Annotated in this window: 21 protein-coding genes and 2 pseudogenes; 8 read left to right on the top strand and 15 right to left on the bottom strand. The window is 39.4% G+C overall.

What is annotated here, in order from left to right; translation table 11 throughout:
• Positions 1-24: 24 nt before the first annotated feature.
• Positions 25-396 (top strand): hypothetical protein, encoded by a 372-nt coding sequence (locus tag B5G52_RS06255; RefSeq protein WP_254911152.1) that lies wholly within the window; start codon positions 25-27, stop codon positions 394-396.
• 66 nt (positions 397-462) lie between these two features.
• Here B5G52_RS06255 and B5G52_RS06250 read toward each other — a convergent pair whose 3' ends face one another.
• Positions 463-1,494, bottom strand: coding sequence for an AI-2E family transporter (locus B5G52_RS06250; protein WP_087531810.1), 1,032 nt, complete (start codon positions 1,492-1,494; stop codon positions 463-465).
• A gap of 131 nt (positions 1,495-1,625) precedes the next feature.
• On the opposite strand from B5G52_RS06250, the gene B5G52_RS06245 reads away from it, so the two are divergent.
• Entirely contained in the window at positions 1,626-2,516 is an 891-nt protein-coding gene (locus B5G52_RS06245; protein ID WP_087531809.1) for a TIGR01777 family oxidoreductase, read from the top strand.
• Between the two features lie 16 nt (positions 2,517-2,532).
• Here B5G52_RS06245 and B5G52_RS06240 read toward each other — a convergent pair whose 3' ends face one another.
• Positions 2,533-3,339: a sulfite exporter TauE/SafE family protein gene (locus B5G52_RS06240; RefSeq protein ID WP_087531808.1), complete on the bottom strand. Its 807-nt coding sequence runs from the start codon at positions 3,337-3,339 to the stop codon at positions 2,533-2,535.
• A gap of 366 nt (positions 3,340-3,705) precedes the next feature.
• On the opposite strand from B5G52_RS06240, the gene B5G52_RS06235 reads away from it, so the two are divergent.
• Entirely contained in the window at positions 3,706-4,680 is a 975-nt protein-coding gene (locus B5G52_RS06235; protein WP_087531807.1) for a DUF1852 domain-containing protein, read from the top strand.
• Between the two features lie 58 nt (positions 4,681-4,738).
• The gene (locus B5G52_RS06230) at positions 4,739-5,818 is read left to right on the top strand and encodes a methionine synthase (protein WP_087531806.1); all 1,080 of its coding nucleotides are present in this window, start codon (positions 4,739-4,741) and stop codon (positions 5,816-5,818) included.
• Between the two features lie 47 nt (positions 5,819-5,865).
• Here B5G52_RS06230 and B5G52_RS06225 read toward each other — a convergent pair whose 3' ends face one another.
• On the bottom strand, positions 5,866-6,579 hold the full coding sequence (locus B5G52_RS06225) for a deiodinase-like protein (protein WP_087531805.1): 714 nt from the start codon (positions 6,577-6,579) through the stop codon (positions 5,866-5,868).
• 107 nt (positions 6,580-6,686) lie between these two features.
• Positions 6,687-7,697, bottom strand: coding sequence for an alpha/beta fold hydrolase (locus tag B5G52_RS06220; RefSeq protein WP_087531804.1), 1,011 nt, complete (start codon positions 7,695-7,697; stop codon positions 6,687-6,689).
• 234 nt (positions 7,698-7,931) lie between these two features.
• Here B5G52_RS06220 and B5G52_RS06215 point away from each other — a divergent pair, with 234 nt between their 5' ends.
• Positions 7,932-10,130, top strand: coding sequence for a TonB-dependent siderophore receptor (locus tag B5G52_RS06215; RefSeq protein ID WP_087531803.1), 2,199 nt, complete (start codon positions 7,932-7,934; stop codon positions 10,128-10,130).
• A 162-nt stretch (positions 10,131-10,292) separates the two neighbouring features.
• Here the strand turns inward: B5G52_RS06215 and B5G52_RS06210 are convergent, their stop codons facing one another.
• Both B5G52_RS06210 and B5G52_RS06205 read right to left on the bottom strand, forming a co-directional pair.
• On the bottom strand, positions 10,293-11,024 hold the full coding sequence (locus tag B5G52_RS06210) for a DUF2071 domain-containing protein (protein WP_369679916.1): 732 nt from the start codon (positions 11,022-11,024) through the stop codon (positions 10,293-10,295).
• Between the two features lie 267 nt (positions 11,025-11,291).
• Complete coding sequence (locus tag B5G52_RS06205) at positions 11,292-11,579, bottom strand: hypothetical protein (RefSeq protein ID WP_087531801.1); 288 nt, start codon at positions 11,577-11,579, stop codon at positions 11,292-11,294.
• 1,677 nt (positions 11,580-13,256) lie between these two features.
• Between B5G52_RS06205 and B5G52_RS06195 the strand changes: the two genes are divergently transcribed.
• Both B5G52_RS06195 and B5G52_RS22320 read left to right on the top strand, forming a co-directional pair.
• Entirely contained in the window at positions 13,257-17,030 is a 3,774-nt protein-coding gene (locus tag B5G52_RS06195; RefSeq protein ID WP_087531800.1) for a TonB-dependent receptor, read from the top strand.
• A 417-nt stretch (positions 17,031-17,447) separates the two neighbouring features.
• A pseudogene (locus B5G52_RS22320) lies at positions 17,448-17,744 on the top strand (hypothetical protein); the annotation flags it as partial.
• 91 nt (positions 17,745-17,835) lie between these two features.
• On the opposite strand, the gene B5G52_RS06185 reads toward B5G52_RS22320, so the two are convergent.
• Together B5G52_RS06185 and B5G52_RS06180 are read right to left on the bottom strand one after the other, a co-directional pair.
• Positions 17,836-18,378: a hypothetical protein gene (locus B5G52_RS06185; protein ID WP_140394304.1), complete on the bottom strand. Its 543-nt coding sequence runs from the start codon at positions 18,376-18,378 to the stop codon at positions 17,836-17,838.
• Positions 18,379-18,911: 533 nt separating this feature from the next.
• The gene (locus tag B5G52_RS06180; protein WP_087531798.1) at positions 18,912-19,886 is read right to left on the bottom strand and encodes a transposase; all 975 of its coding nucleotides are present in this window, start codon (positions 19,884-19,886) and stop codon (positions 18,912-18,914) included.
• Between the two features lie 76 nt (positions 19,887-19,962).
• Here B5G52_RS06180 and B5G52_RS06175 point away from each other — a divergent pair.
• A pseudogene (locus B5G52_RS06175) lies at positions 19,963-20,142 on the top strand (IS110 family transposase); the annotation flags it as partial.
• 37 nt (positions 20,143-20,179) lie between these two features.
• On the opposite strand, the gene B5G52_RS06170 reads toward B5G52_RS06175, so the two are convergent.
• From B5G52_RS06170 to B5G52_RS22165, 7 genes are all read right to left on the bottom strand, one after another.
• Positions 20,180-20,674 carry a hypothetical protein gene (locus B5G52_RS06170; RefSeq protein ID WP_087531797.1) on the bottom strand — a complete coding sequence of 165 codons (495 nt, stop codon included), beginning with the start codon at positions 20,672-20,674 and terminating at the stop codon, positions 20,180-20,182.
• Entirely contained in the window at positions 20,671-20,985 is a 315-nt protein-coding gene (locus B5G52_RS06165) for a hypothetical protein (protein ID WP_087531796.1), read from the bottom strand. Before B5G52_RS06165 ends, B5G52_RS06170 begins: the two co-directional genes overlap by 4 nt.
• A gap of 231 nt (positions 20,986-21,216) precedes the next feature.
• Positions 21,217-21,318: a transposase gene (locus B5G52_RS22315; RefSeq protein ID WP_087531795.1), complete on the bottom strand. Its 102-nt coding sequence runs from the start codon at positions 21,316-21,318 to the stop codon at positions 21,217-21,219.
• Positions 21,319-21,800: 482 nt separating this feature from the next.
• A complete protein-coding gene (locus B5G52_RS06150; RefSeq protein ID WP_087531793.1) occupies positions 21,801-22,199 on the bottom strand; it encodes a molecular chaperone DnaJ in 399 nt (132 codons plus the stop codon).
• Positions 22,200-22,327: 128 nt separating this feature from the next.
• Positions 22,328-23,203 carry an alpha/beta hydrolase gene (locus B5G52_RS06145; RefSeq protein WP_254911151.1) on the bottom strand — a complete coding sequence of 292 codons (876 nt, stop codon included), beginning with the start codon at positions 23,201-23,203 and terminating at the stop codon, positions 22,328-22,330.
• 390 nt (positions 23,204-23,593) lie between these two features.
• A complete protein-coding gene (locus B5G52_RS06140) occupies positions 23,594-24,898 on the bottom strand; it encodes a hypothetical protein (protein WP_087531791.1) in 1,305 nt (434 codons plus the stop codon).
• A 134-nt stretch (positions 24,899-25,032) separates the two neighbouring features.
• Positions 25,033-25,219, bottom strand: a 187-nt coding sequence (locus tag B5G52_RS22165; RefSeq protein WP_217896162.1) for a hypothetical protein, incomplete at its 5' end; no start/stop codon positions are given.

Here is a 25,219-nt window from a genome sequence, read left to right as displayed (position 1 = left end):
AATCTATATATAAGCACACTATGTATGATGTTTAGCACTGCATCATATGCAAATGAATGCACCTTAGCGGAACAACCAACAACAGATGAATCTAAAAAATACATTCAATGTTTGGATAAAGAAATCGCCTCTTTAGAGCGCAGTCAGCAAACTTGGATCAATAAACTGACATTGGATTTAGGTAAAATCCAGGACGATACGGGTAACACCCAGTTAATGCCAATCTTTAAACGCAGTATTAAAAGCCAAAACCGCTTTTTAGAAGATAGCTGTCGTTGGCGTTACCTGCACAAAATGCCCAACGCGACGCAAGCTGCTATTGTTTATAAACGCTGTGAAATAGCTATTTTAGAGCAGCATATTGAGGTATTAAAGCAGCCACTTAAGTTGTTTTAATCAAGCAATAAAAAGCCACGCATCAGAGCGTGGCTATTTAATTTAACTCAAGCATAATTAGCTTCGTTATTTTTCTATCTCTTCACCATTACCAAGTAAGGTAGCAAGCCAACGCCCTTCGTCGCTGGTCTCCAGTGCAATTTTTACTATCATAGTTAAAGGCACCGATAACAGCATACCCACAGTGCCCAATAACCACCCCCAGAAGATTAAAGATAAAAAGACCACGAGCGTTGACAGCCCAAGCCCCTTGCCCATAAACCTTGGCTCGACAATATTACCCATTACCGTGTTGATAGTTAAATAACTAGCGCCTACAATCCCCGCAATTAAAGGACCCTGTGTAATTAACGCAAGTAAAACAGCAGGTATTGCCGCGATAATCGAACCAATATTAGGAATGTAGTTAAACATAAAAGCAACCACTCCCCACAATACAAAGTAGTCAACGTTTAGTACCCACAATATTAATGCAGCTAATACACCTGTCCCCAAACTCACTAGCGTTTTGATAGCTAAATATGAATTAATCGAATTTAAAAACCGATCGATTTGTTTCATTTTCATATCCGGATCATCTAATGCCATATGTATTTTTTTACTAAACATCGGTCCTTCAAATAACATAAACACCACAGTTAAAATGATTAAGAACAAATTGGCCATTACGCCACCTAGTCCTGTAAGCATGTTTGTAGCCACATCTATCATTTTTCCAGGGTTAAACATTGAGATTAACTGTTCTTTATTAATTAATATATTGTAACGCCCAGCTACATCCACCAGCCAAATAAACTCTTCTTGTAGCTTAGCTTTGTATTCAGGTAAATCCTTTGAAAAATCAGTTAATGACTGCCCTACAAGCCCACCTAAACTAACGCCAATACCAATTACCATCAGCATTACTAACATAATAGCAATGCCTTTAGGGATCTTATAACGCGCAAAAAATCCTAACAAAGGGTTACAGATGATCGCCAAAAATGCCGCTAATACAAACGGAATTACGATAACACTTGCAGCTTTAATACCTGCAAGCCCTACAACCAATGCCGCAAAAATAACTAAACTTTTGTTTACTCCAGTTAGTCCCGCCAAACCACAATCCTTGAAAATAAAAACTGCAGTCAGTGTATGTGAAAAGTTAATAAAATGAAATGTTTGCAAAGTGATCAAAAGCAGCTTTACTTCGTATAACAATTTAATTGAATAATCGCTGAGGTAGGCAAATGAACATATTCATCACTGGTGCAACAGGCTTGGTTGGGAGTGCTTTGTGTAAAAAATTAAAACGCGTTCACACATTGAGCGTTTTAACTAGAGACACACAATCAGCCGAACAAAAACTTGGTAACGAACTATGCTATGTAAATGATGTAAGTAACATTAACTTTAACACCATTGATTGTGTAATTAATCTTGCTGGCGAACCTATTGTAAATAAACGCTGGAGTTCACAACAAAAGCAAAAAATCAGAGATAGCCGCATCGGCTTAACTCAACAAATTAGTGATGCAATAATGCAATGTGACACTCCCCCGCACACTTTTATATCAGGCAGCGCCATTGGCTATTACGGTCGTCAAGGCTCTCAACTTATCAACGAACAATATGAAAAAATCCATCCAGAATTTAGCCACACACTTTGCGATGACTGGGAACAAGCAGCACTAAGCGCGCAATCACAACACACCAGAGTCTGCGTGATTCGCACAGGTATTGTACTAGCAAGTCATGGCGGTGCTTTGGCGAAAATGCTGCCGCCATTTAAACTAGGCTTAGGCGGCCCTATAGCAAGTGGTGAGCAAGGCATGTCATGGATTCATCTTGATGACATGGTTTCATTATTAGAGTTTACGCTTGAAACCCCCCACCTAAATGGGGCAATAAACGCCACAGCCCCATCACCTGTGAGCAATTACAATTTTAGTAAAATACTCGCAAAAGCGCTTCATCGTCCCGCTATATTACCTATGCCTGCGTGGGTACTTAATATTTTGATGGGCGAAATGGCTGATTTGCTTATTCATGGTCAATTTGTTTTGCCACAAAAGTTAGTAGACGCAGGCTTTGCCTTTACTTACCCAACCCTGTCAAAAGCGTTAGATAGCCTAACTTAGGCGGTTAAACAAACTGTTAACCCATAATCATTTTTATGGCAGTCACAACCAATAAGGCGGCAAAGATTTTTTTAATCGTCGCAACTGGTAAGTAGTGAGTGGCTTTTGCACCTACAGGTGCCATAAACCAAGATGTACAAACAATGCCAAAAAGCGCAGGTAAATATACAAATCCAGCGAAACCATCTTCAAGCGAAAAATAAGCACTCCCCGAGCTGACATACCCTAAAGAGCCAAATAATGCGATTACAATGCCGCAAGCAGATGCGCAACCAATAGCTTTTTTCATATCAACTGAGAAGAACGTTAACAAAGGCACTAATAATGCACCACCACCGATGCCTATCATGGCAGATAGACCTCCTGTGAGTGTTGTAAAAATAGTAAGCACGCCTTTATTAGGAATGTCGCGCTCATTCGTTGAGGTACTTTTACTAAAAAACATCTTGATTGCGATAAGCACCACACTCACTGCAAACACCAAACGTACAACTGATTCCGGTAAAAGTGCAGCAATAAAGCCGCTGATCAGCGCACCTAAGGCTACACCAGTCATTACCCATGGCGCTAAATCCCAAGGCACGTTACCATTTTTATGATGGGCGATTGCAGATGACGTAGACGTAAATAAAATTGAGGCTAACGATGTGGCAATTGCGCCAATCACAACTTGTTCAGCTGGTAAAATCTCGAAATGAAGCAATATACTGCTCAATATTGGTACAATGACAAGCCCCCCACCAATACCTAGTAACCCGGCTAAAAAACCCACACCGCACCCAAGTATTGCGCAGTATACAATCAATAATATCATTTCACTCATTCAACTTATCTCTTATTTTAATAATTACAATGCTCTTATAATAGGTGTAACTAACTCCACCAAACGCGAGTATATCAATATAAATGATGCCCATTCAGGCTTAAATCGATGATAACTGCTGAATAATCCTCATGTTTCACATGAAAAAAATACACATCAAGAAAAAAGAAGTCTAGATGTATAGAAATCCAGATAAATCATTGGTCAAAAATTTATTTTAAACACCTAATATCACGCAATAAGCGAGTGTATATAAAAAATAGCATGAAGATGATTCATGTTTTATGTGAAATTATACCGTTTTTATTCATGTATCGATCCACGTATAACTAACTCACGCTTTAAAACAGATTGGATACCACAGCAATGAATACAAATTTCACATTTACAGTTAAGAGTGAGTGCCTTGATGAAAACTACCACCCATCTAACAGCACACGTATCACTACCAACTTTGCTAATTTAGCAAGAGGCAGTTATCGCCAAGAGAACTTACGTAACGCCTTAAAAATGATCGACAACAGCTTTAATGCACTAGCACATTGGGATAACCCTAACGGCGACCGCTATTCTGTTGAACTTGAAATTGTCTCTGTTGATATTGACGTGCAAGGCAGTGGTGATAGCTTTCCATCTATCGAAATACTAAAAACAAACATTATTGACAGCAAAACCAATAAGCGCATTGAAGGCATTGTTGGCAACAACTTTTCTTCTTATGTACGCGATTACGATTTTAGTATATTGCTGCCAGCTCATAATAAAGGAAAGACCACATTCAGTATTCCTGATAACTTTGGTGAGCTACACGGTAAACTATTCCAGTACTTTGTTAACTCACAAACTTACAAGCAGCACTTTAAGAAGCCACCTGTGATATGCCTTAGTGTGTCTGATAATAAAACTTATCACCGCAGTGAAAATCAGCACCCTGTTTTAGGTGTTGAATATCACCCGAATGAATCTTCGTTAACTGAGCAATATTTCAAAAAAATGGGTCTACAGGTACGCTACTTTATGCCCCCAAATAGCGTTGCACCATTAGCATTTTTCTTTTTTGGTGATTTACTCAATGACTACACGCAGCTAGAGCTAATAGGCACAATTAGTACGATGGAAACCTTTCAAAAAATCTATCGACCTGAGATCTATAACGCCAATGCGGTTGCTGGAAAATGCTATCAACCTAATTTAAAAAACCTTGATCATTCATTAACACAAATCGTTTATGACCGAGAAGAGCGTAGTCAGTTAGCGAGTGAGCAAGGCAAGTTTGCTGAGCAACACTTTATAAAGCCATATCAGAATGTGCTTGAGCAATGGTCTCAAAATTACGCCTAGGTATCGCACTAAGAACGGCAAAATTTAAAATTAACTAAATAAACGGCTCAATTTTATTATGAATACAGTTAACAGCAAAATACTCTTACCCACTTCAACTGCTGGCAGTTTACCTAAACCTGTCTGGCTTGCAGAGCCTGAAAAACTTTGGTCTCCTTGGAAACTACAAGACGAGCAACTCATTGAGGGCAAACAGGATGCACTGCGAGTGTCATTGCAAGAACAGAATCAAGCGGGTATTGATATTGTCAGTGATGGCGAACAAACACGCCAGCATTTTGTTACCACATTTATTGAGCACCTTAATGGTGTTGACTTTGAAAAGCGACAAACAGTTAAAATCCGTGATCGTTACGACGCCAGTGTGCCAAGTGTTATAGGCCCGGTTTCACGACAAAAACCAGTGTTTGTCGAGGATGCTAAGTTCCTACGCCAGCAAACAGACAAACCAATTAAATGGGCATTACCTGGGCCAATGACCATGATAGACACCCTCTATGATGATCATTATAAGAGTCGCGAAAAACTGGCATGGGAATTTGCCAAAATACTCAATCAAGAAGCGAAAGAGCTAGAAGCCGCGGGCGTTGATATTATTCAATTTGATGAGCCCGCATTTAATGTATTTTTTGATGAAGTAAACGATTGGGGCATTGCCACTTTAGAAAGAGCAATTGAAGGCCTTAAATGTGAAACAGCTGTGCATATTTGTTACGGCTATGGCATCAAAGCGAACACCGACTGGAAGAAAACGTTGGGCAGCGAGTGGCGACAGTACGAAGAAGCCTTTCCTAAGCTGCAAAAGTCAAATATCGACATCATCTCATTAGAATGTCATAACTCTCATGTTCCTATGGAGTTACTTGAACTAATACGTGGTAAAAAAGTAATGGTGGGCGCAATTGACGTTGCAACCAATACCATTGAAACAGCTGAAGAAGTTGCAAACACCCTAAGAAAGGCATTGCAATTTGTTGATGCAGATAAGCTTTACCCATGTACAAACTGTGGCATGGCTCCCCTGCCTCGCTCTGTAGCGAGAGGTAAGCTAAATGCACTCAGTGAAGGAGCAAACATTGTTCGTGAAGAGCTTTCGCTAGAAAGTAATTCAAACCAGCTTTGTGCGCAAAGCGTATAAAAACCAAACTGTACCGTGAGGCATGAGCTTGCGTCTCGCGGTACAGTTCAACACCTTTTATCTGGCGAGACAGTTTTTGTTAGATTAAAGAAAAGTAATACATTTCTTTTAATTACATTTTTCCATATCAAGGTTGGTAGCCCCAGCAAAAAATCTTTGATCGCACCTTGACCACTTCGCTTCAACGTTTTTAAAGCTATTGTAGGTTGCACTGGCAAAAAGTAACTCTTCGAATTAGCGGGCTTACCACTCAAAAGCCTATGAAGTGCCTTTTTTATAGCCGACACATTATTCCAATCACTTCTATACACAATACAGCCATTACGATTAATAATGAATACCGCATTCGGGTAACCACCATAAGCATCATGTGCAGTTCCTTTAATGTCGTCAATAAGGATGGTTCTTGTTTCTTGATCACTTTTTAGTGCTATCGCACAGCTAACTTTCTCAGTTGCCGATTTGTGTGAAGGTATATTACTTCCGGGGTGTGCTTCTCTTACGTATAAAACTGAAAAATTAACCATGGGAAATAAACTAACTAGCTTTGCCATTCCTTCTCGTCGACCTTGAAATAATGGGCATGTAATACTGCCAAGCTCAAGCACCAAAAACTCGTTATAAAAATCAAGTAATTGTACGGTTTGTCCATCAGTGTTCGTTAATGCGAAATCCATGGCTTTTTCACCAATATCGGGCCCGTAAAAATTATCTAAATCATAGCTTTTACTTGTAAACTCATCATAATTGTAATTTTTCATAGGTTACACCTCGCAACTTGATAGGTGGCGACACTGATTGCATAGAACCCAGATACACTGAACAATGGCCTTGTCCACCTTATTTAAACAAGTAAAGAGCAAAAATTTTACTGTGATAAGAAATCCAATACCACACGGTTTACATGCTCTGCTTGATCGACGGTTAAAAAGTGGCCCGCACTTTGAACTTGCTCAGCCTGTACTGATTTCAACATTTTTCTTGCCCGATCAAGACTATTTTGATTATTCATTATGTCGTTATCACCAATCATAACTAATGTTGGTAAGGTTATTTGCTGTAACTGTTGATCTGAAAACGGCCGTATCTCAGTAATTAGATCGGGTACCGGGTCGTTATCCAGCGCTGCTACATATTGATCAAGGTATACAGGGTCAATCTGATGTGCATTGCTCGACAAACTTTGTAAGCTCTCATGCACTTTATTCCGCTCAGGGTTTAGCGTAAAAAGAATGCTCGACAGTAGATCACCGCTAAACTCAATCCACCCAAAGGTTTGAGCTGGGCTAAGTAATACCAAGCTTGCAATACGAGACGAATCGCTACGCGTCTCTGCTAAAGCAATCGCTGTTGCCTGCCATCCACCGCGAGAAGCCCCAACTAAATGGATTGAATCTAGCCCCATAAGATTAAACAATTCTTGATACCAGCTTACTACCTGCGTCATGTCCGTAATATCAGTATTGGCAAGCGAACCACCGGAGCCCAGTAAATCATCAATAGCATACACCCGATAATGCTCTGCTAATGCTGTAATATTGGGATACCACATGGCCGAGTTTGCTTGCATACCATGTAATAGTACAACAGGCTCTCCCTCTATAGGCCCCGCAACAATAACTCTAGCTTGACCAAGTGAAGTAGGAATACTTAACTCACGATAATCAATAGGCCATAAACTCAAAGCGCGTTGATAAAGTTGCTCATGAGATAATCCATTAGCCGATTGCTGCTGTAACTGAGCATTTTGTGTTTGGCGATCAGGCAGTAAATAAGCATGCTGCTCAGCAGACACCTCAACTTTATCGTCAAACTTATCACAGCCGCTCAATAAAATTAGCGTGCTAAATATCGCAAACATACCTCTGAACAACCCCATCTGTACTCCTATATTCGCAAATATTTAGGTACTCTAAACTACTATACCTTCTATTAACGAACACTTACTGCTATCTAAGTTTGCCCTTAACTATTTCATTATAGTCATCAATACCATAGCTGTTTATTTATCTTTCTTACCTTTTTTGCTGGATCTTCGATTGACTCGTAGACCTCAAATCAAGATAATACAAACAATTATCATTAACGTAATCTTTTAAGGGAAAATAGATACATGAGCTTTAACAACGAACACAGCTTGCAAAACACGTCAACGACATCAGCTCCCTGTTTTAAAAAAAATCGATACTCTTTAGCCTTAGCTATTACAGCGGCTCTTTATGGACCAGCACTTTTGGCGCAAGAAGCTAAAGATATAAACAAAAACAACCAAGATATAGAAGTTATAGAGGTAAAAAGCTCCCCTTTTTCAAGTCAAAACCCTACTAGAATACCACTGTCAGCCAAAGAGCTACCGCAGTCTGTTACGAGTATTTCGCGCGAACTGATGGATTTAAGCGGTATTACTGACATAAACGATATAATGCTGAATGTACCAGGGGTGAATGTCACAAAATATGATAGTCAGCGCCCGCTCTACTTTGCTCGAGGCTTTCAAATTACCGACTTCCAAGTAGATGGCATTCCAACTTATAGTGGCTCAACCAATCAAGAATACGACACCTCACTCTATCAACAAGTCGAAGTGATCCGTGGTGCCAATGGCCTATTAAGTGGTGTTGGTTCACCTTCGGCCACGGTTAATATGATACGAAAGCGCCCAAAACAAGAGTTCGACGCGTCTATATCTGCAGGCATTGGCTCATGGGATCGACGCCGTGGTGTTGCCGATATTTCTTTACCGCTAACCGAAGATGGCAGCGTTAGAAGTCGCCTAGTCGTTGCTTATCAAGATTCTGATAGTTATCTTGAGCGTTATCAAGAAGACAAGTTAGCTATGATGGGCATTATTGAAGCCGACATTACCCAAAACACAACAGTATCATTGGGTTATCAAAACCAAGATAATAACCCCGAGGGAAGTACATGGGGTACCATCCCAATTTTTGCCAGTGATGGTAACGAAGCAAACTTACCAGTTACCACCAGCTATGCGCCTAAGTGGACTAAATGGCAACGAGAATCATCTACTGTATTTGCTGATGTAAAACACCACTTCAACGACTATTGGCAATTACGAGCAGCGTTAAACCACACCGAAGGTGAGCTTGAAAGTTTGCGTGTTTATGCCTCTGGTTTGCCTGATCGTGACACTGGTGAAGGGGTATTCTTACGAGGTGCAGTGGGCTCTACTGAAGACACGCGCGACAGCCTAGATTTGTACCTTACGGGCAGTTACAGTTTGTTTGAGCGTGAGCATGAACTCATGTTCGGCCTTAACATTAGCCAACATGAATCAACAAGCTTAGGTTACTCTTCACTATCTGACTGGTCTTACAATGTACCAAATGCGTGGGATTATGATGGTGAAGCCCCCAAACCCAGCTATGCTACTACTGGGGCGTACCGAACAAGCCAAACAGATCAATATGGTTTTTATGCGGCAACGCGCTTTCGGGTAACCGAGGCCTTATCATTCGTCGGGGGCGCACGGGTTACCTCTTGGGAAACAGGCACCGACAATTATGATACAGACTCAGCTTATGCCAATACGACTGGTGACTATAAAGTAAGTAACGAAATTACCCCCTATGTAGGTGTTGTTTATGATCTGACACCAGCAACAAGCCTTTATACAAGCTACACAGATATTTTTACACCACAAAACTACAAAGATAAAAATAATAACTTGCTTGCCCCCGTACTCGGTAGCAACTTAGAAGCAGGTATTAAAAGTGAATTTTATAATGGTCAACTTATGGCAACCCTTGCCATATTTAATACCAAACAAGATAATTACGGTGTACGAGATCTAACCCAGCCAGATTACTCATTGCCAGATGGCAGTTCTGCTTATAAAGGTGTTGATGGCACTGAAAGTAAAGGGGTTGAAATTAGTTTAAGTGGCCGCATCAGCAATGAATGGCAGATCAATGCTGGATACACCTATGTTGACACCACACGGAATGAGAATGACCGCATATGGACTAATTTACCAGAGCACTCTGTTCAGCTTTCCACGCATTATCAATTCACAGGATCGTTAGATAAATTAAATATAGGTGGCGGCATTAATTGGCAAAGTGAAATCACTGGATATGGTGTGAATCATCCACTAGAAAGTGAAGGCGTAACTTACCAACAAGGTGCTTACATGCTGGTTAACTTATACGCTAACTGGCGCTTTAATCATTCATGGAATGCAACACTAAGTGCAACCAATATAACTGACGAAAAATATTGGGCTAATATTGATTTTGCCAACTACGGTGAGCCTCAAAATATCGACTTTACAATTAAATGGACGTATTAACTCATAAGCCATAATAAATACCACGCGATTTTATAATCGCGTGGTATTTCAAAGTAAACTAGTTTGTTGTTCGGGTATAACTAACATTCGTCATTGCTACTTTAGAGGTGGTGATACCTAAGTTTTCAAAACACTCTTTAAATGAATTTGAATAATATATTTTTATTTCACTACTTTTGGCGGTAAGTAAATAGTGAATTCATTTGTCGGCTCAATTAGCACACTGTGCGGTAATTGTTGCTCTTTTTCTGTAACTAAACCTAAGCGAGATAATAAGCCAAAACGAGCTAAATTGACGTTTGCAGAAGCTACTTCTAATTGCTTGTGCCACACCCTATAAGTACCTAGTTTTCCATCATGACGATAATAAAAGCCAGCTAATGGATGCGTTAAATACACAAGCCCCGTTTGCGTATCAGGGAATCCCAACAATTCAATTTTTGCATCTTTGCTCTGTGTTAGTTCGACGCTTACAGGAGCCCAGGCAGCTTCTGTCGTCATTTTATATTTACGGTATATTTGTTCTGTTTCATCAAACGCACAATCAAACTTAACTTTACCTGGGTACCAAGGTAAATTCCAAAGTAACCTGGGTACTGCGAGAGTACATGAATCTAACGTGGTTCCCAAAAACCAAACACAGCGTTCATTGGTTTGCTTATCTATTATATAGATCCGGTAATTGGTTTGCCCCATAGTAAATTTAGGAAATGGATAAACTGCGGAAGTAAAGTCAACATCAATAAATGGTACTACTGAAATAAGCGCTTTTTCTTCATCGTTGATTTGTAAGGTGTCTAACTTAAAACGTGCAGGAAACATCCCAGCGAACCTTGAAGGGTCTACTGCATAAGTGATGATTGCAAAATGTTGCAACTTACATAAAACATCAATCCATTTAGTCGTAGTGCTCCAGCAACCCCAAAAGGATATAGGAAAAGCCTAGCTGCGATGAGATCGCAATAAGAGATTACTGCGTAACGCACCCTAAATGTGTTTGCCGTAAGCAACTTGCTTAATAACCACATCGACAGACGAAGTAAACGAATTTACTTATTGAATTAGAGTTGATTTGGAATTGACCGCCACTGTATAAAAACGGTCAAATAAAATACTAGTGCCTATTGATAGAGTTAAGGCTCATATGTGTTGTACATTTTTTTACAATGCACCAACTGCTATTAAAACTACAGCAAGTAGAAAATATTTATAACTACTTTTGGTAAATCTGAAGCCTGATTTAAAACAACTTTTTAAAGGAGATGCCAGTAATAATGGGTTTAGCAGAAGACCACGAAAGAAACACAGTATTCCAAAGGTGGCAGCTATTTCGCCAAAGTCCAAAATGTTTGTTTGATAATACTGAGCCACTTGTAAATACATTACAAATAACATCAAAGCTTTTATCAGGTACCCACTTCGTTGAATTTTAATTGCTTGATCGTCCATTGAACTCCAATCCTGACTAAACGTATAACGAGCCTGTAGAATTACACGTTTTTAATTTATTTTTATTGATGCATTAACCATAGCCGAGTTCCTATTTTTATTCAATTAGTTACGTCGATTTTACGTAAAGTATAAAATAAAAAGGACTGGCATATTTTGTGGTTAAAAATTTAACAACTCTCTCATCGTGGATAACGTTGGAATTATTTTTTATGCAATGTTTGTTGCAAAACGTAGAGTTAAGTAGCTTGGAATGAATTTTAGGCAGTAAATATGATCTAGAGATTTGATTTTTATCAATAACTTAATTGTATTTTTTTGACAATTCACTTGAAGAGACTTTCACTTTTCACTCAACCTGCGCTTTTGTACCATTTCACGTCATTGGTTGCAGCTTGTTGCTTTAACCGTTGTTTGCTGCCTGAAACGTTGAATTGATTCAAGCCAGTGCGCTTCTTCTATATTCAAATTGAGCAACACTTTTGGTACAACCTTGTTGATATGTCCTTTTTTCTTTGGAGCTATATGACGGCCACTCCAATCGACTAATTCAATGTAATCCAATAAGGCAAAAGGGAGCGTGTCTTTAATGTGGTTGCCGCCAAATGGCTTGAGCTTTGAAATGCGCTATACGCTCTTGAATTGACGTAAAATCACTGTCTTCAAGCGTATCGGCCATGTTTGCTCTGATAGGATTAAATCAACGTAGGCCATGCAACTAAGCACTGCGGTTTCATCTAATAATGCTTGTGATTGATCTTTAACAAAAGGAAAGGCCCTTCCCACAAATTAATAGGAAATAAATTTGAATGCCGTTAGGCAGCCCGAAGGGTGAGCGCCAGGGATGGCTGCGAATAATACTTTCCTGTGCAGTTATCTTCTTCAGTGGCCTCACGGGCAATGTACTCATTGAGGTTTTTCATATATCAGCTGATGTCATACAATCTTTCTCGCCATTTTGCGATAACTTCATTAAAAAATAAGTCACTTACCTTATCTAACTTCTCTCCATTTTAGCAGCGATCAACCAAAACATGACCATTGTAAAGCTGATACCAGCGGTTAATTACTTCATCATCAAACTAATCAAGTGCCTGACGTCTATTGACATTCACAACAAGGTGGTAGTGATTGCTCATTATCGCGTAGGCGGCAATTTCTATGGCAAATACTTACTTAATAGCTTTATCCGTGCTACTAGCCACTCCCGACGATGATCACAGTTTTTACCTGTATCTGTATCTTTATCATCTTCACACAAAAACGCTCGCCTAGCACACCGTGAGATTAAGTGATAATAAGATGTGGATGCTAAATCAATCAGCTATTTTCTTGCGCGAGTCATAAAATACCAACCTTATTTAGCTATGTATAACAACAGTAGTTGATACTATGATTCTTGCAAAAATTTTTATGGCTGTCCTATTTTATTTATTGTACTGCGGCGCAGTAGCATCCGATGACCCCATATATTCAGTATCTCGTTTTTCACAAGAATATAAAATAAAAGAACAAATAAAGTAGTTAGAATATTATATTCTTGATATTTATTTTTTTTACACTATATTAATACTTCAATTCAGTAACAATAGAGTTGTTCAAGGGGTCATTCGTAATAAACCTTTCATAGAAAAGGTGCGATGGCATTAAAATAACAAATAAATCAATAGGAAAAACATGAAACCACGCTTATCCAGAATAACCGTTGCACTTCATTCGGCTATATTTTTTACTGCTAGTGTCTCTACCACTGTTTTCGCGGAGCAATCTAATACAGAGAAAACAGCAAATAAAATATTAGAAAATAAATCACAGGAAGAAATAGAGGTTATTCAAGTAACCGGTATTCGCTCTTCATTGCGTGAGAACTTAAACAATAAACGCTTTGCTGATACCGTTGTTGACTCCATTAATACCGAGGATATTGCCAAAAATCCTGACAAAAATATGGCCGAAGCTTTACAACGTGTTGCAGGGGTGCAAATTGAGCGGCAATTTGGAGAAGGCTCAAAAGTTTCAATTCGAGGCACATCACCTGAACTAACAAATACCCTAGTTAATGGCCAATCAGCAAAATCTGTTTCCTATTTACCCGGTCAGTCGGAGAGCAATGCTTTTGACTTTTCTAACATCCCTGCTGATCAAGTATCGAAAATTGAAGTATACAAGTCAGCGCGCGCTGACTTAGACGCTGGCGGTATTGGTGGCACCGTTGTATTGCATACCAAAAAACCGTTAGAGCAGGAAGATGGTTATGGTTACTTCAATGTTGAAGCGGAATACAACGACTCTTCAGAAAAGTCATCGCCACAAGTTTCCACCGCATATAACTTTGTCAATGACGAACAAACTTTTGGTGCGTCAATTAGCGTCAGCTTACAACAACGTAATGCATTACGCTCTGGTTTTGAATCAGGTGGCGTAGGCAGTGGTACAGGCTTTCAAAAAACTGATCCTATCGATTGTCCAACCGAAGAATGTTTAAGCAGTGATATTAAGTTAAGACATATGAGTGGGCATAACTTAATTGTCACTCGCCATATGGCCTTAAATGGTTATACCTATGGTGACTTAGAAGCCGTAGCAGGTAATGGCTTTAATGCTGATGGACTATACGAAGGGTACTGGCCATTTGCCCAAGCTGGCGTTGAGTCAAATAACTCGGGCGTCTGGAACAATAACACCCAAAATTGGGGGCAGCTTGATGAAGTGATGAATCCCACTTATATAGATCCTGATTGGGGGCTCTTCTGGGGTAGCCGTAGAGATGGCGGTTTAGGCCAAACCGCACCTTTAAATATCGGTAATATGCTTTATTCACCAGCCTTTTCCACTGAGGAAAGCCGTCTTGACACAACAATAAATTTACAGTGGGCGCCAACCGATGCACTAAACTTTAACCTTGAATTAAACCAAAACAGCTCAGATCGCGACAATAAGAGTGATAACTTATACGCGCAAACCTACAGAGCCAGTCAGCTACTCTATAGTAATGGTGTACCCGGTGTTGATCCTCGGTTAGTAATGGATCCCGTTCAAGATATTGTTTTATCAGCAACCTATCCTGTTGATGGCGTATACTTAGTGGGTAATGCTGGTGAAATTTGGGATGGCAATGGCTATCGTACGAACCCAGCTACATGGGGTGAAATGGTGCGTAGGGATTCCAATGATCGCAGCGGTACCGAAACCGATCAAAGTAGAGTCCATCTTACTATGGACTACACGGCAGACCAATTTGAGATTAAACTTCAAGCAGGACGCACAAGCGCTGAAAGCACCGTGTTAGATCGTGCAACCACCCTAGCTAGCCGATATGGCGACTCTGAAACCCCCTATTCTGGTGATGATACAGCCCTTAAAATTCCAACCTATGAAGGTGTCAACCTCGGCTACGGTTATAACCCTGATACAGGTAAAGTATATTGGGGTGTAGAAGCCGACCCTTCTTTAACTGGTGATGAATTAGCAGCTGCACAGCAGCGCGCCCAAAACTTCTTACTTGCCCCAACCAATGAGTTTTACTTGCTAACGGGTGGTTTACGCAACACAGCTCGCTACCGTGAAAATACCGAAGACTTCTTTCAGGCTGATATCACTTGGGAACTGGACAACAAGTTCTACATTGACAGTGTGAAATTTGGTGGCAAACTTCGTAAGCTAAACCACACTGAAGACTACTTTACTGAAGATGCAAGATTTCACGGTTATTCCAACGAAGTCAGCGCGTTCCCAGTTATTTTAGCCGGAGAAATTGCAGGCGGCACCGTATCAGGCTTAGATACCGCCGGCCATGATATCCCAGATGAATATTTTGCTATTGATCAGAATAAGCGAGATGCACTACTCAACGATCACTTTTTAGTATTACACTCAGAAGGCACGCCAAACAAAGGCAGTTGTGAAGACACCATTGCCGCCTACTCTGGCCCGAATAACTATTACGGTTGTCGCTCAGGTATGACGGAATCTGCTGGTGACTATTACGATGTAAACGAAGAATATTTAGCTTACTATGCCATGGCCAACTTTAGCGGCGAAAAATTTCGCGGTAATGTCGGTTTACGTGTTGTAGACACCGAACGTGAATCTATCGGTAATGAAGTAGCCAAAGATGAAAATGGCCAGCCGTTATCTTACCCTTTAGATTCAAGTGAAGCAGGTTATGTAGAACAGTTGGCCGGCTTTAATATTTACGCACCATTAGTACAAACCAGTAGCACAAAAGATTACTTACCGAGCTTTAATATTTCTTATGATTTGGCCGATGATCTGATTTTAAGAGCTGCCGCGTCGAAAAATATCTCTCACCCTAGCCTAAACCAGATGAGAAGCACCTTTTACCTAGCCACCGAACGTTATAGGTTATATAACGATGGACGCCAGCAAGACCTAACCGAAGAAGGTTTAGCCGAGCGTTTAGCTATGGACTCACAACGTAGGGGCTCGGTGGGTAATCCAGATCTTGGCTCTTACACCTCAATTAACAGTGAAATTGGGGTTGAGTGGTATTTTGATAAGTCTTCAATATTCTCTGTTACGGCGTTCCAAAAAGATATCAAGGATATGGTACGCGCAACATCTAAAGTGCAAAACTTAGATTATTTAGGAGACGAAGGCAGAACGGATAATAACGGCTACCCTGTTTTTGGTGACTACGTTGTCAGTTCTTACTTCAATACCGGAGAACAAAAAGTTAAAGGTCTTGAGATGCAACTTCAACACGACTTTGGCAATGGCTTTGGTGGTTTGGTGAACTATACCTACACTGACGTACCAGATCAGATGTTCACCAACTCTACATTCGCCTATGAAGTCGGCGATATGAGCGATGTTGAAACGCATGTGAGCGACCCATCACAACGTGATTATTTTGAAGTAACAGGCTTTAGCACCAAGACAACCGTTCAATCGGAACCTATGTTTGGTCAATCTCAAGATACGTTAAATGCCTCTGTGTATTTTGAAAATGAAACGTTTTCAGCACGACTTTCGTATAACTATCGTAGTGAATTTGCTAACCAAAGCGATAGCGAGGGAATACGTTACACAGACGCTCGCTCGCAATTAGACTTTAAAGCGACCTATCAAATCATGGATAACGTAGTAGCTAGTTTCGCTGTGACCAACTTGACCAACGAAAATGTCGTGCACTACTTAGATCGTTCACAAATTGTCAATGATCCAGTCATTAATAATATGAAGTGGGTAGATGAAATTGGTGATGATGGTGTACCAACGGGTAACCGTGTTATTGCAACTGATGATAATGGCAATAACATTGTTGAATCATCAGTGACTGGCGATGCTGCATTTGCTATATTATCTGAAGCAAGTGGCATTTCTGTTGAAGAGCTTAAACCTTACTATGAAAACCATTTAGACAAGGTATATGTTAACGAATGGACTAACGGTCGTCGTTACTATGTGGGACTAAACTGGACTTTCTAAAATAACTTTGCGAGCTTACCTCAACTATGGGGTAAGCTCGTGCATATACCCAGAGGGGTTATTAGGCTTACAGCCAAATAAAAAGGACAGGCATATTTTGTTGTTTGTTCTGTTCTCTCGAGGCGACAACTAACTTGAAAAACTCCAATAAGGACTTACCCTTCTTAATACATCGTGTTTTACAGCCTTCTATATTATGAACTAAGCAATACATTTGCCGCAGAATCAAGTGAATGCATCCACTTTCGTTTGACCCGTAAGGTCAATTTATTCATGCCTTTATTGACTGTAATATTCCGCTTTTTATTTAAAGGAAAGCAGGCTCTATACAATCAAATCATTTGCCATTACTTCAATAAAAAGCTGCCGTCTCCCCATTGTGCTGTCTATTTTGACCTTTATTTAAATTAGCTAGCAGTGGATTTAAATCATTGGATCCGCCGTAGGATAAGGGTGTTCTACTGGCGGCGATGGCGCTCTCTATTAAAGAATAGCACGTACTAAAATACGCAGTTTAATGAAATTGGGGGTCAGTGAGAGACTAGTCATAACATGTGGTATCACCAGTACCAAGAGTAGGCGCTTGCAAGCGAGGGCCCTTGTCGAAGTTCAAAAACAAAAGGAATTAACATTGCGCTAGGCAATAACTACTTAGCTTCACAAGGTTTAGCGTCATTAAGAGATATTTGGATCAATATTCATTACGGGAGATGAACCGCCCATTGCACTTCCTGTTAATAAAAAGTGCAAGATGGGTGGTGTGGGGCTGGAGGAGATCTCCGGCTACCCGATTATGGTTTGTATATTATTCACTGGTAATTTGGGGCTTAGTTTTTTGAAATATTGTGTACCAGAGTGGTCCAAACAAAAACCAAAAAAACATGAGCGATGGTAATATGTACATCCAATCTTTAAGTGCTTCTGTTTTAATCTCATTATTTACAAAAATTATAGCCAAATACAATATAACACTAGCGATACAACAGGCCAGTATGCCTTTAAACCATTGTCCCCATTCATACTTAGTGTAAGTCCAACCATATTTTTCATGAGGTTTGTTTTGCCCATTATATTTATAGGCAAAATAATTATCCGCCCACTTCACCACGCCATGGCCAAATACTAATGTAAACCCTAAATATGCTGCTGCGAGTCCATGTGCAAATTCTGCGGTTGTACCAGAACGCAAATCATATGCTGTTGCAACTAGTAAAATAACATCTAAGAGTGGGACACATAAAAGCAGGGAACTACCAAGTTTTGGAAGTTTTATTATATAACGTACAAACAGACCACCAAACAAAAAAATCCAGAATCCCACCTCACAAAATATAATTAACCAGATCAAAATTTGATGAACACTCCATATTCAAAAGAACCATAAAACGCCAAAATCAGGTGCGCCGTAGGCGTCACCTGGATTCTCTTGTGTACGCCCGACATGGGCATTGACTTATGAGGTGAAAGTCCTCTGTAGGAAGATCACCGTTTAAATAACATACTGTTATTAAACGATAGACACTCGCGAATGGCAAGGGCTAAATCGCGAGAAATAGTCGGGAAGAAGCCGCTAGCATTCTTTATAAACGTAAGTGCGAGCTGATGAACAAAAACATCATATGAGGCGTAGGCTGGAGATGAGCTAGCACAAGATAGCGAAGTCATGTGATCTAACGGCCACCGTAAACAACTACAATGACACCCACTTTAAATTATTCAAATAGCACTACAAAATTAAAATTTAAATGCTGAATGTACGCACATATCACTTTGTGAAACTAGCTTATGTTTCAAAATAAGTGAATTTCGTGTAAAACTTAAATAACAGACATGAGAATACCTGCATTATGCAGTGAAAGTACTTCTTATGGGGATTTCGCTCTATCCGAATAACTTTTCACAGTTACTCATGTTTGTTCGCCGTTTGCGGTTGAGGTTTTCACAATAACTTTCATGTGATGATGCCCTGCCTACAGCACCATGAAACACACGTGTAAATTGAGTGGTTAGTTTTAACCAGTTTTCTGGGGATATATTTAATCTTTCTAGTAAAGGAAGACAAGAATTATCAATATGCCCTCGTTTATCCTCCCGTATTATTCGTCCTGTTAACTCAACTAGTTCAAGGTATGATTTAACCTCAAATGGCAGTCCTTTAGGCATTATTTGACGCGACATACCTGCAAAGCGAAGTAACTGTTTAGGTTGCTTACCTTCTGTCGCGCTTGTTAAACGTTTTTGAACACTGGTATGGTCAGACTCTTCTAGGGTATTAGCCATTTTCGCTCTAATGGGGTTTAAGTCTACATAGGCCATACATGCTGCAAGTGCTGCTTCGTCTAACAAAGCTTGTGATTTAAAGCGACCTTCCCAAAACCGGCCTGTGCAGTTGTCTTCCCTATTCGCTTTGCGCGCTATATCTTCATTTAGCAACCGCATAAACCAGCTAATGTTTGATAAGCGTTCGCGATACTGTTTGACCGTTTGATTAAAAAAGATGAGCTCTGATTTGCTTAGCTTCTCACCTTGTACGTATTTCTGCGTTAGCAAGGTGCCTTTACACAGTTTATGCCAGCGAATAACAATTGCTTTGTCATTCAACCTGTTTGCTTTTTTATCATCAACATAGAGTACTAAATGGCTGTGGTTACTCATTACGGCATAAGCACACACATCAATACAAAATACCTTGGCTAACTCTAATAGCTTATCTTCAACCCAGCCTCTGCGGTGTTCGTAGGATTGGCCAGTAAAATGATCTTCACCACATAAAAATGCACGCCGAACGCAACGTGAAATACAGTGATAATACTTTGTATCTGCCAAACTTACTTGCCGTTTTCTTGCAGTAGCCATATTTCACCCTGTTTATTTTTTAGACTAATTAAACTTTAGTAAAAAATTGGCGAAATACAAACTTTAGGATGGGTGTCTTCTTTATTTAATGATGTCAGCTATCCAGTGTAACCCTAAATTTAAAGCTATTTATCATCGGCTAGTCGCGGCAGGTAAACCTAAAAAAGTGGCAATTATTGCCTGTCTAAGAAAGCTTATAGTAATCATTAATTCGATGGTGAGAGATGGTGTCATGTGGGATCCTATAATGGTTTGAAATTAGGAATTGACACCATAGTCACTTGTTATAAGGCTTACTCATTAACTGGAATAGCTGTTTCTGATTTTGAAAGAATTACAGCATTTTTAAGAGCGGCAAAAGCAGCGTACAGTGAATAGCCTAGGAGGAAAATACAAACAACGAGCATTGAATAAATATCAATTTGATCAAAGTTTTGAAAATATACTCTTTCACCAAAGAATTGCTGTACATAAACCCCTTTTAATATTGCAGCTGATGTTGTTGATGCTAGCCCGTAAGTAATTATTGCAAACGCGGTGTCGGCAAACTTGCCAAAGTGACTAAAGATGAGGCCGCCTACATAACCAGTTTCTTTTTTTATGGATAAATAATGAACAATGAAGCACGAAAAAAAGCCTAACCATAACGTGGCGTTAAGCTGTTTCCATTCTAGGACTGATTTGACGAGCAACATGGTCGGTTCTTTGTTTAGGATAAGAAGAACTGACAGGGTCATGAGGAGGAGAAAAACACCGATTAGCTTAAAATTTAGTTTTTCTGGAGTCACACTTGACTCCTATTGAATTTTTCTGTCTTTAATTTGTCTTCATTGTCGGAGCTGTTACCAAGTAATGCACCTATTAGACCGCCGATAATTACTCCGGGAACTCCTCCGACAACACCAATAACTCCACCAGCTGCCATAGCTCCAGCTGTATTTTCATCCGCCTCTGCAATAACTTCATTTACAGAATAAATTTTATCGTCAAGACGAAACCTTTTAGCACCAAGTAAGTTTGCAAGCTCTTCCTTAGAGCTTGCAGATTGCTTTAAGTATGTCTTTTCATTGGATGATTTGTCCAAGACATATAATTTCATTTAATTAAATACTCCATTTTCGAGAGCCCTATAACGAGCCTGTAGATTAACTCGTTTTAAATTTATTTTTATTGATGAATCCACCATAGCCGAGTTCCTATTTTGGTTCAATCAGTTATCGCTATTTTATATAAAATATAAGAAGAAAATTTGCGGTTGTTTTAATTGGTGTTTTGGAAGGAATTGCGGAGTTTGCGTGGCTTTATTTTACGTTAAAAGGGCTTTTCCTTCTTAATGCATCGTGTTTTGCAGCTTTTCTATGTTATGAACAAGGCAATACAGCTGCCACTGAGCATTCACTTTCGTTTGACCCCGTAAGGTCAATTTATTCATGCCTTTATTGACTGTAATATTCCGCTTTTTATTTAAAAGCAGGCTCTATAGAATCAAGTCGTTTGCCATTCCTTTTTAAAAGCTGCCGTCGCCCCATTGGACTATCTATTTTAACTTTCATTTAAATTTGCTAACAGTGGATTTAGAACACTAGGTCCACATAAACAAGAATGTGCTACTGGCGCCAATGGCGCTATTTATAAGGAATAGCACGCACTAAAGTACGCAGTTTAATGAAATTGGGTGTTAGCGAACGACTCGCCATAGCCTGTGGTATCACTAGCAAGGGCCCTTGTAGAAGCTCAAAAACAAAAGGAATTAACATTGCACTAGGTAATGACTATCTAGCATCACAAGGTTTAGTGTCATTGAGAGATATTTGGGTCAATATTCATTACGGGAGATGAACCGCCCATTGCGGACCCGCATGATGGGTGGTGTGGGGGCTGGAGGTTAGAGACCTCCGGCTACCCGATTATGCATTACTTGCCGCCGACACTTTTTTTAACCTTATTGTTTAGCTCAATAAAGTCTCTTACAAGCTGGTCGCAAACGTTTTTACCAGCACCGCAACGAGCACTAGTTTCAATATAAATAGAACCTTCCTTCTGTATTACTTCACGTTTTACATACGAAGGGTGAGCCGGATGCGTTTCTGGCGTAAATGAATACAACGCCCTTTCTGACTTAACTTCTGCGATTTGCCAACCACGCTCAACTCTTACTTGCACATCAGGATTCGATTTCAATTGCTCCAACAGCTCTGAGACAGCCACCCCATTCGAATTGTGACCTTCATACCCGAGTTCCTCCTTAACTGGGGAAGTAGCCCCACAGCCAAAAAGTGAAGTAGCTAATATCAGAGAAAATATTTTATTCATCGATCCCCCCTTATGCATAACGCTCTGTTAATAGGCAAAATATAGTTGGCTAGAAGAAGCGACGAAGGAGCAAAAGCCAACTGTATTTTGTCCTTGTTAAACAGCTTGTTAGCTGCTGCCGTAACCATTTAAAGATTGAACAACCACTTTTCAATTTTGCTAGAGTCTTCTTTATTAAAAACCATTAAGCTTGAATGAGCACGATTTTCAAAAATAAGTTTTGTTAATTGCTTATTTTTAACAGTTGAAAAGTAATTTGGCGGTGAAACTGAATCAATATTTGAATTTACCAATAAAGCTGGCTTATTGCTTTCATTTAAATTAATTAAAATATCTGTTTCTTTTAGCTTAACTGAAGCGTCTTCCATTGCGTGAGTTACGATATTATCTATGTGTTTAGAAAAAAAGCTACTTAGCATCGGGGATTTATTTGGTAGATATTCTTTTGCAGCAAGATCGAATCTCATCATAGGAGCAAGCAAAATAGCCGCATCTACATATTCATATGTCAGTAAATTACTTGCAGTTAGAGTTCCCATTGAGTGTCCGACAACAACTAGTAATTCTTTATTTTCCTTTTTATCTGTCATTTGACGGATAAGTTGAGAGAGTAGATGATGCTCTCGAGAGCCAAAGGCAAACTTTTCATTTGATTCACCGTGACCAAATAAATCAGGAATCACCACATTCATGCCAAGTGCCCTAAAATAAATCGCAGTAGCCATCATTACTTCTTTATTCCCGCCATATCCATGCAGTATAACGGCTGTTCCGTTTATGCGGTTAAAAGTATCCGGTGTCATCGTGTGAGATATTGTATTTTCTACTCCATTGCCTATTGCATGAAGGTTGTAATAAACAGAGCTACCCGCTGGGAAATCTTCAGAGAAATATGGAGACGCAGATAAATATGGAATACACACCTTTTTTTTCTGTGAGCAAAACTCATGTCTTGTGAAACCAATTTCTTCAGGCTCAGCTTTGATAAATTCTGCCTCTGACAAATAAATATCAGGGTTTGATATGATGTAACTACCAACCGAAGTACAGCCAGACGCTAAAGCAGCGAAAATAATATAAAAAACTAATTTAATTATGTTATTCCTTTTTGGTACAAAACGTTAAATATTTCACAAAACCTTAGTAGGCAGCTAACGAGGCTGTAGAATTACTCTAACAGCCAAATTCAATTAAAAAACGAGCTCCTATAATTAACTCTAAGCGTTTTTAAAGCATTAGGTAATGCATTTGGAACCCATAAAACAAGCTGTTTTTCTTAAAAAAGAGTAATTCTACAGCCTCAACGCTTTGCTAAGCGGCTAAGTACAATTTGCTAAAATGCGCGAAGCGCGAGCAAACTGTACGTGTCCGTTTGAGCAACTTGTTAGCACTTTTTACACCGACCACTTTTTATATAATGTTTTTGCATTGGTTGGTACAGATGCTGACTCTAAACTTTTCACCAAATCTATAAATTTATTTTTACAGCGTTTATATGACTTAATTCTTTGAGAAATAATGCTTTTACGATCTGGTAATTGAAGCATAATTTGTATTTCACTTGGCGAAAAACCTTCAACCATCTTTTTATAACTACCATACGCAGATTCAGATGTTCCCCACTGATTGCCAATGGCACACATTACAATTGCATTAACAAAGGAATTTTTTACAGTATCGGGGATTTCTCCTTGCTGAGACAATTCAAGTAACCTATCCGCAAATGGTGGTTCATTATAAAAATTATCAAATGACTGATGAACACCTATTAACTTTTTACATGTATTTGAAATTAATGCATGCCATTCATTTTCATCGAGTAACGCAAGCATTCTTAGCTTTTCAAAAAACTGTTGAGATGCTTTATGTCTCTTATCATCACCTTTCGCCGCATACTCAGCGTGCTTATCAATTAAATCTTCTTTATTTTTAGGCGTAAAGTCGTCTTGGATAGCTGAACATATGTCAATTGCATTTAAACGAGATTTCTCATTACCATCTGGGTCACAATAAATACCGTGAAGCGTGATTAGTAATAAATTTCTTTGAGCTTCATGGGTTCTTTTAACTCTTTTAACCCACTGTTTTCTTTGCTCTGCTTCAAAGCGGCCTGATTTTAATGCCTGTATAAATGCTTGAAGGTTTACCCCTACAGGGTTATTTTCATTGCCTAGAGCATATTTAGCACATCTATTTACAAAAGAAAGGAATTCACTATCATCAATTTGACCAACTACAGGATGTGCAGCAGAAAAATTATTTCGAATATCTCGACATTGATCTAAGAAGAAATAACCATCTTCTGTTATCAGGTTCAATTTAAGACAAAGAGTAAGTAACTCAGCATCTTTCATTTCTAATAGAACTCTTTCATCGAAATTAGATCTATCAGTAACTTGTTCCACTACATTTAAACCAAAACGTTTAACTTTATCACGCAACTCAATAACTGAGGAATTCCAAATGTAGTTAATCGCACTATCAAATAGGCCTGTTGAAACAGCTACGCACATTTTCGCAAGCCCCTCCGTTCTTAATTCTGGAGGAATTTTTTTCATTAATCTAGGCAGGCTTTCCCATGCATTTTCAATTTCATCATCTGATGCAAGTAGATCTCTTGGAACACCTAAAGCTTTTGTAATAGCGATTAATGTAGGTTGTGTATTTTCTATAATTGCTGGTAATTCAATCTTTGACATTTTGATCCTTAAATTTGATTGATAACGAAACTTGCGAAAGTGCTAACGCCCGCTTAAGCGGACAAAAATTGTTGGTTATAATGTGGAGCGAAGCGGAACCTAACCAACTGTTTTTGTTCCGTTTAAAGCGCTTGTTAAGTGACTATCATTTGAGACCTAAACTGCCCCGTTTCTTTTTCTTTTGTTATTCCAACTTCTGACATTAGAAGGATACGATGTTCATATGGAGTGCCTTTTAAGGCATCGCGTAAATCATTAAAATGTGCGTCAGAAGAAAACAGTTTATCAGTATAAATAAACATCCCCGGGGCAAGCCCTTCT

Source organism: Pseudoalteromonas sp. A601, assembly GCF_002165575.1.
Taxonomy (GTDB): domain Bacteria; phylum Pseudomonadota; class Gammaproteobacteria; order Enterobacterales; family Alteromonadaceae; genus Pseudoalteromonas.
This window is presented reverse-complemented; position numbering and strand designations above follow the sequence as displayed.

Excerpts from the sequence above, each read along its gene's own strand:
- B5G52_RS06255 (WP_254911152.1), top strand. The coding sequence starts at position 25 with ATGATGTTTAGCACTGCATCATATGCAAATGAATGCACCTTAGCGGAA.
- B5G52_RS06245 (WP_087531809.1), top strand. The coding sequence starts at position 1,626 with ATGAACATATTCATCACTGGTGCAACAGGCTTGGTTGGGAGTGCTTTG.
- B5G52_RS06240 (WP_087531808.1), bottom strand. The coding sequence starts at position 3,339 with ATGAGTGAAATGATATTATTGATTGTATACTGCGCAATACTTGGGTGC.
- B5G52_RS06235 (WP_087531807.1), top strand. The coding sequence starts at position 3,706 with ATGAATACAAATTTCACATTTACAGTTAAGAGTGAGTGCCTTGATGAA.
- B5G52_RS06230 (WP_087531806.1), top strand. The coding sequence starts at position 4,739 with ATGAATACAGTTAACAGCAAAATACTCTTACCCACTTCAACTGCTGGC.
- B5G52_RS06225 (WP_087531805.1), bottom strand. The coding sequence starts at position 6,579 with ATGAAAAATTACAATTATGATGAGTTTACAAGTAAAAGCTATGATTTA.
- B5G52_RS06220 (WP_087531804.1), bottom strand. The coding sequence starts at position 7,697 with ATGGGGTTGTTCAGAGGTATGTTTGCGATATTTAGCACGCTAATTTTA.
- B5G52_RS06215 (WP_087531803.1), top strand. The coding sequence starts at position 7,932 with ATGAGCTTTAACAACGAACACAGCTTGCAAAACACGTCAACGACATCA.
- B5G52_RS06205 (WP_087531801.1), bottom strand. The coding sequence starts at position 11,579 with ATGGACGATCAAGCAATTAAAATTCAACGAAGTGGGTACCTGATAAAA.
- B5G52_RS06195 (WP_087531800.1), top strand. The coding sequence starts at position 13,257 with ATGAAACCACGCTTATCCAGAATAACCGTTGCACTTCATTCGGCTATA.
- B5G52_RS06180 (WP_087531798.1), bottom strand. The coding sequence starts at position 19,886 with ATGGCTACTGCAAGAAAACGGCAAGTAAGTTTGGCAGATACAAAGTAT.
- B5G52_RS06165 (WP_087531796.1), bottom strand. The coding sequence starts at position 20,985 with ATGAAATTATATGTCTTGGACAAATCATCCAATGAAAAGACATACTTA.
- B5G52_RS22315 (WP_087531795.1), bottom strand. The coding sequence starts at position 21,318 with ATGAATAAATTGACCTTACGGGGTCAAACGAAAGTGAATGCTCAGTGG.
- B5G52_RS06150 (WP_087531793.1), bottom strand. The coding sequence starts at position 22,199 with ATGAATAAAATATTTTCTCTGATATTAGCTACTTCACTTTTTGGCTGT.
- B5G52_RS06140 (WP_087531791.1), bottom strand. The coding sequence starts at position 24,898 with ATGTCAAAGATTGAATTACCAGCAATTATAGAAAATACACAACCTACA.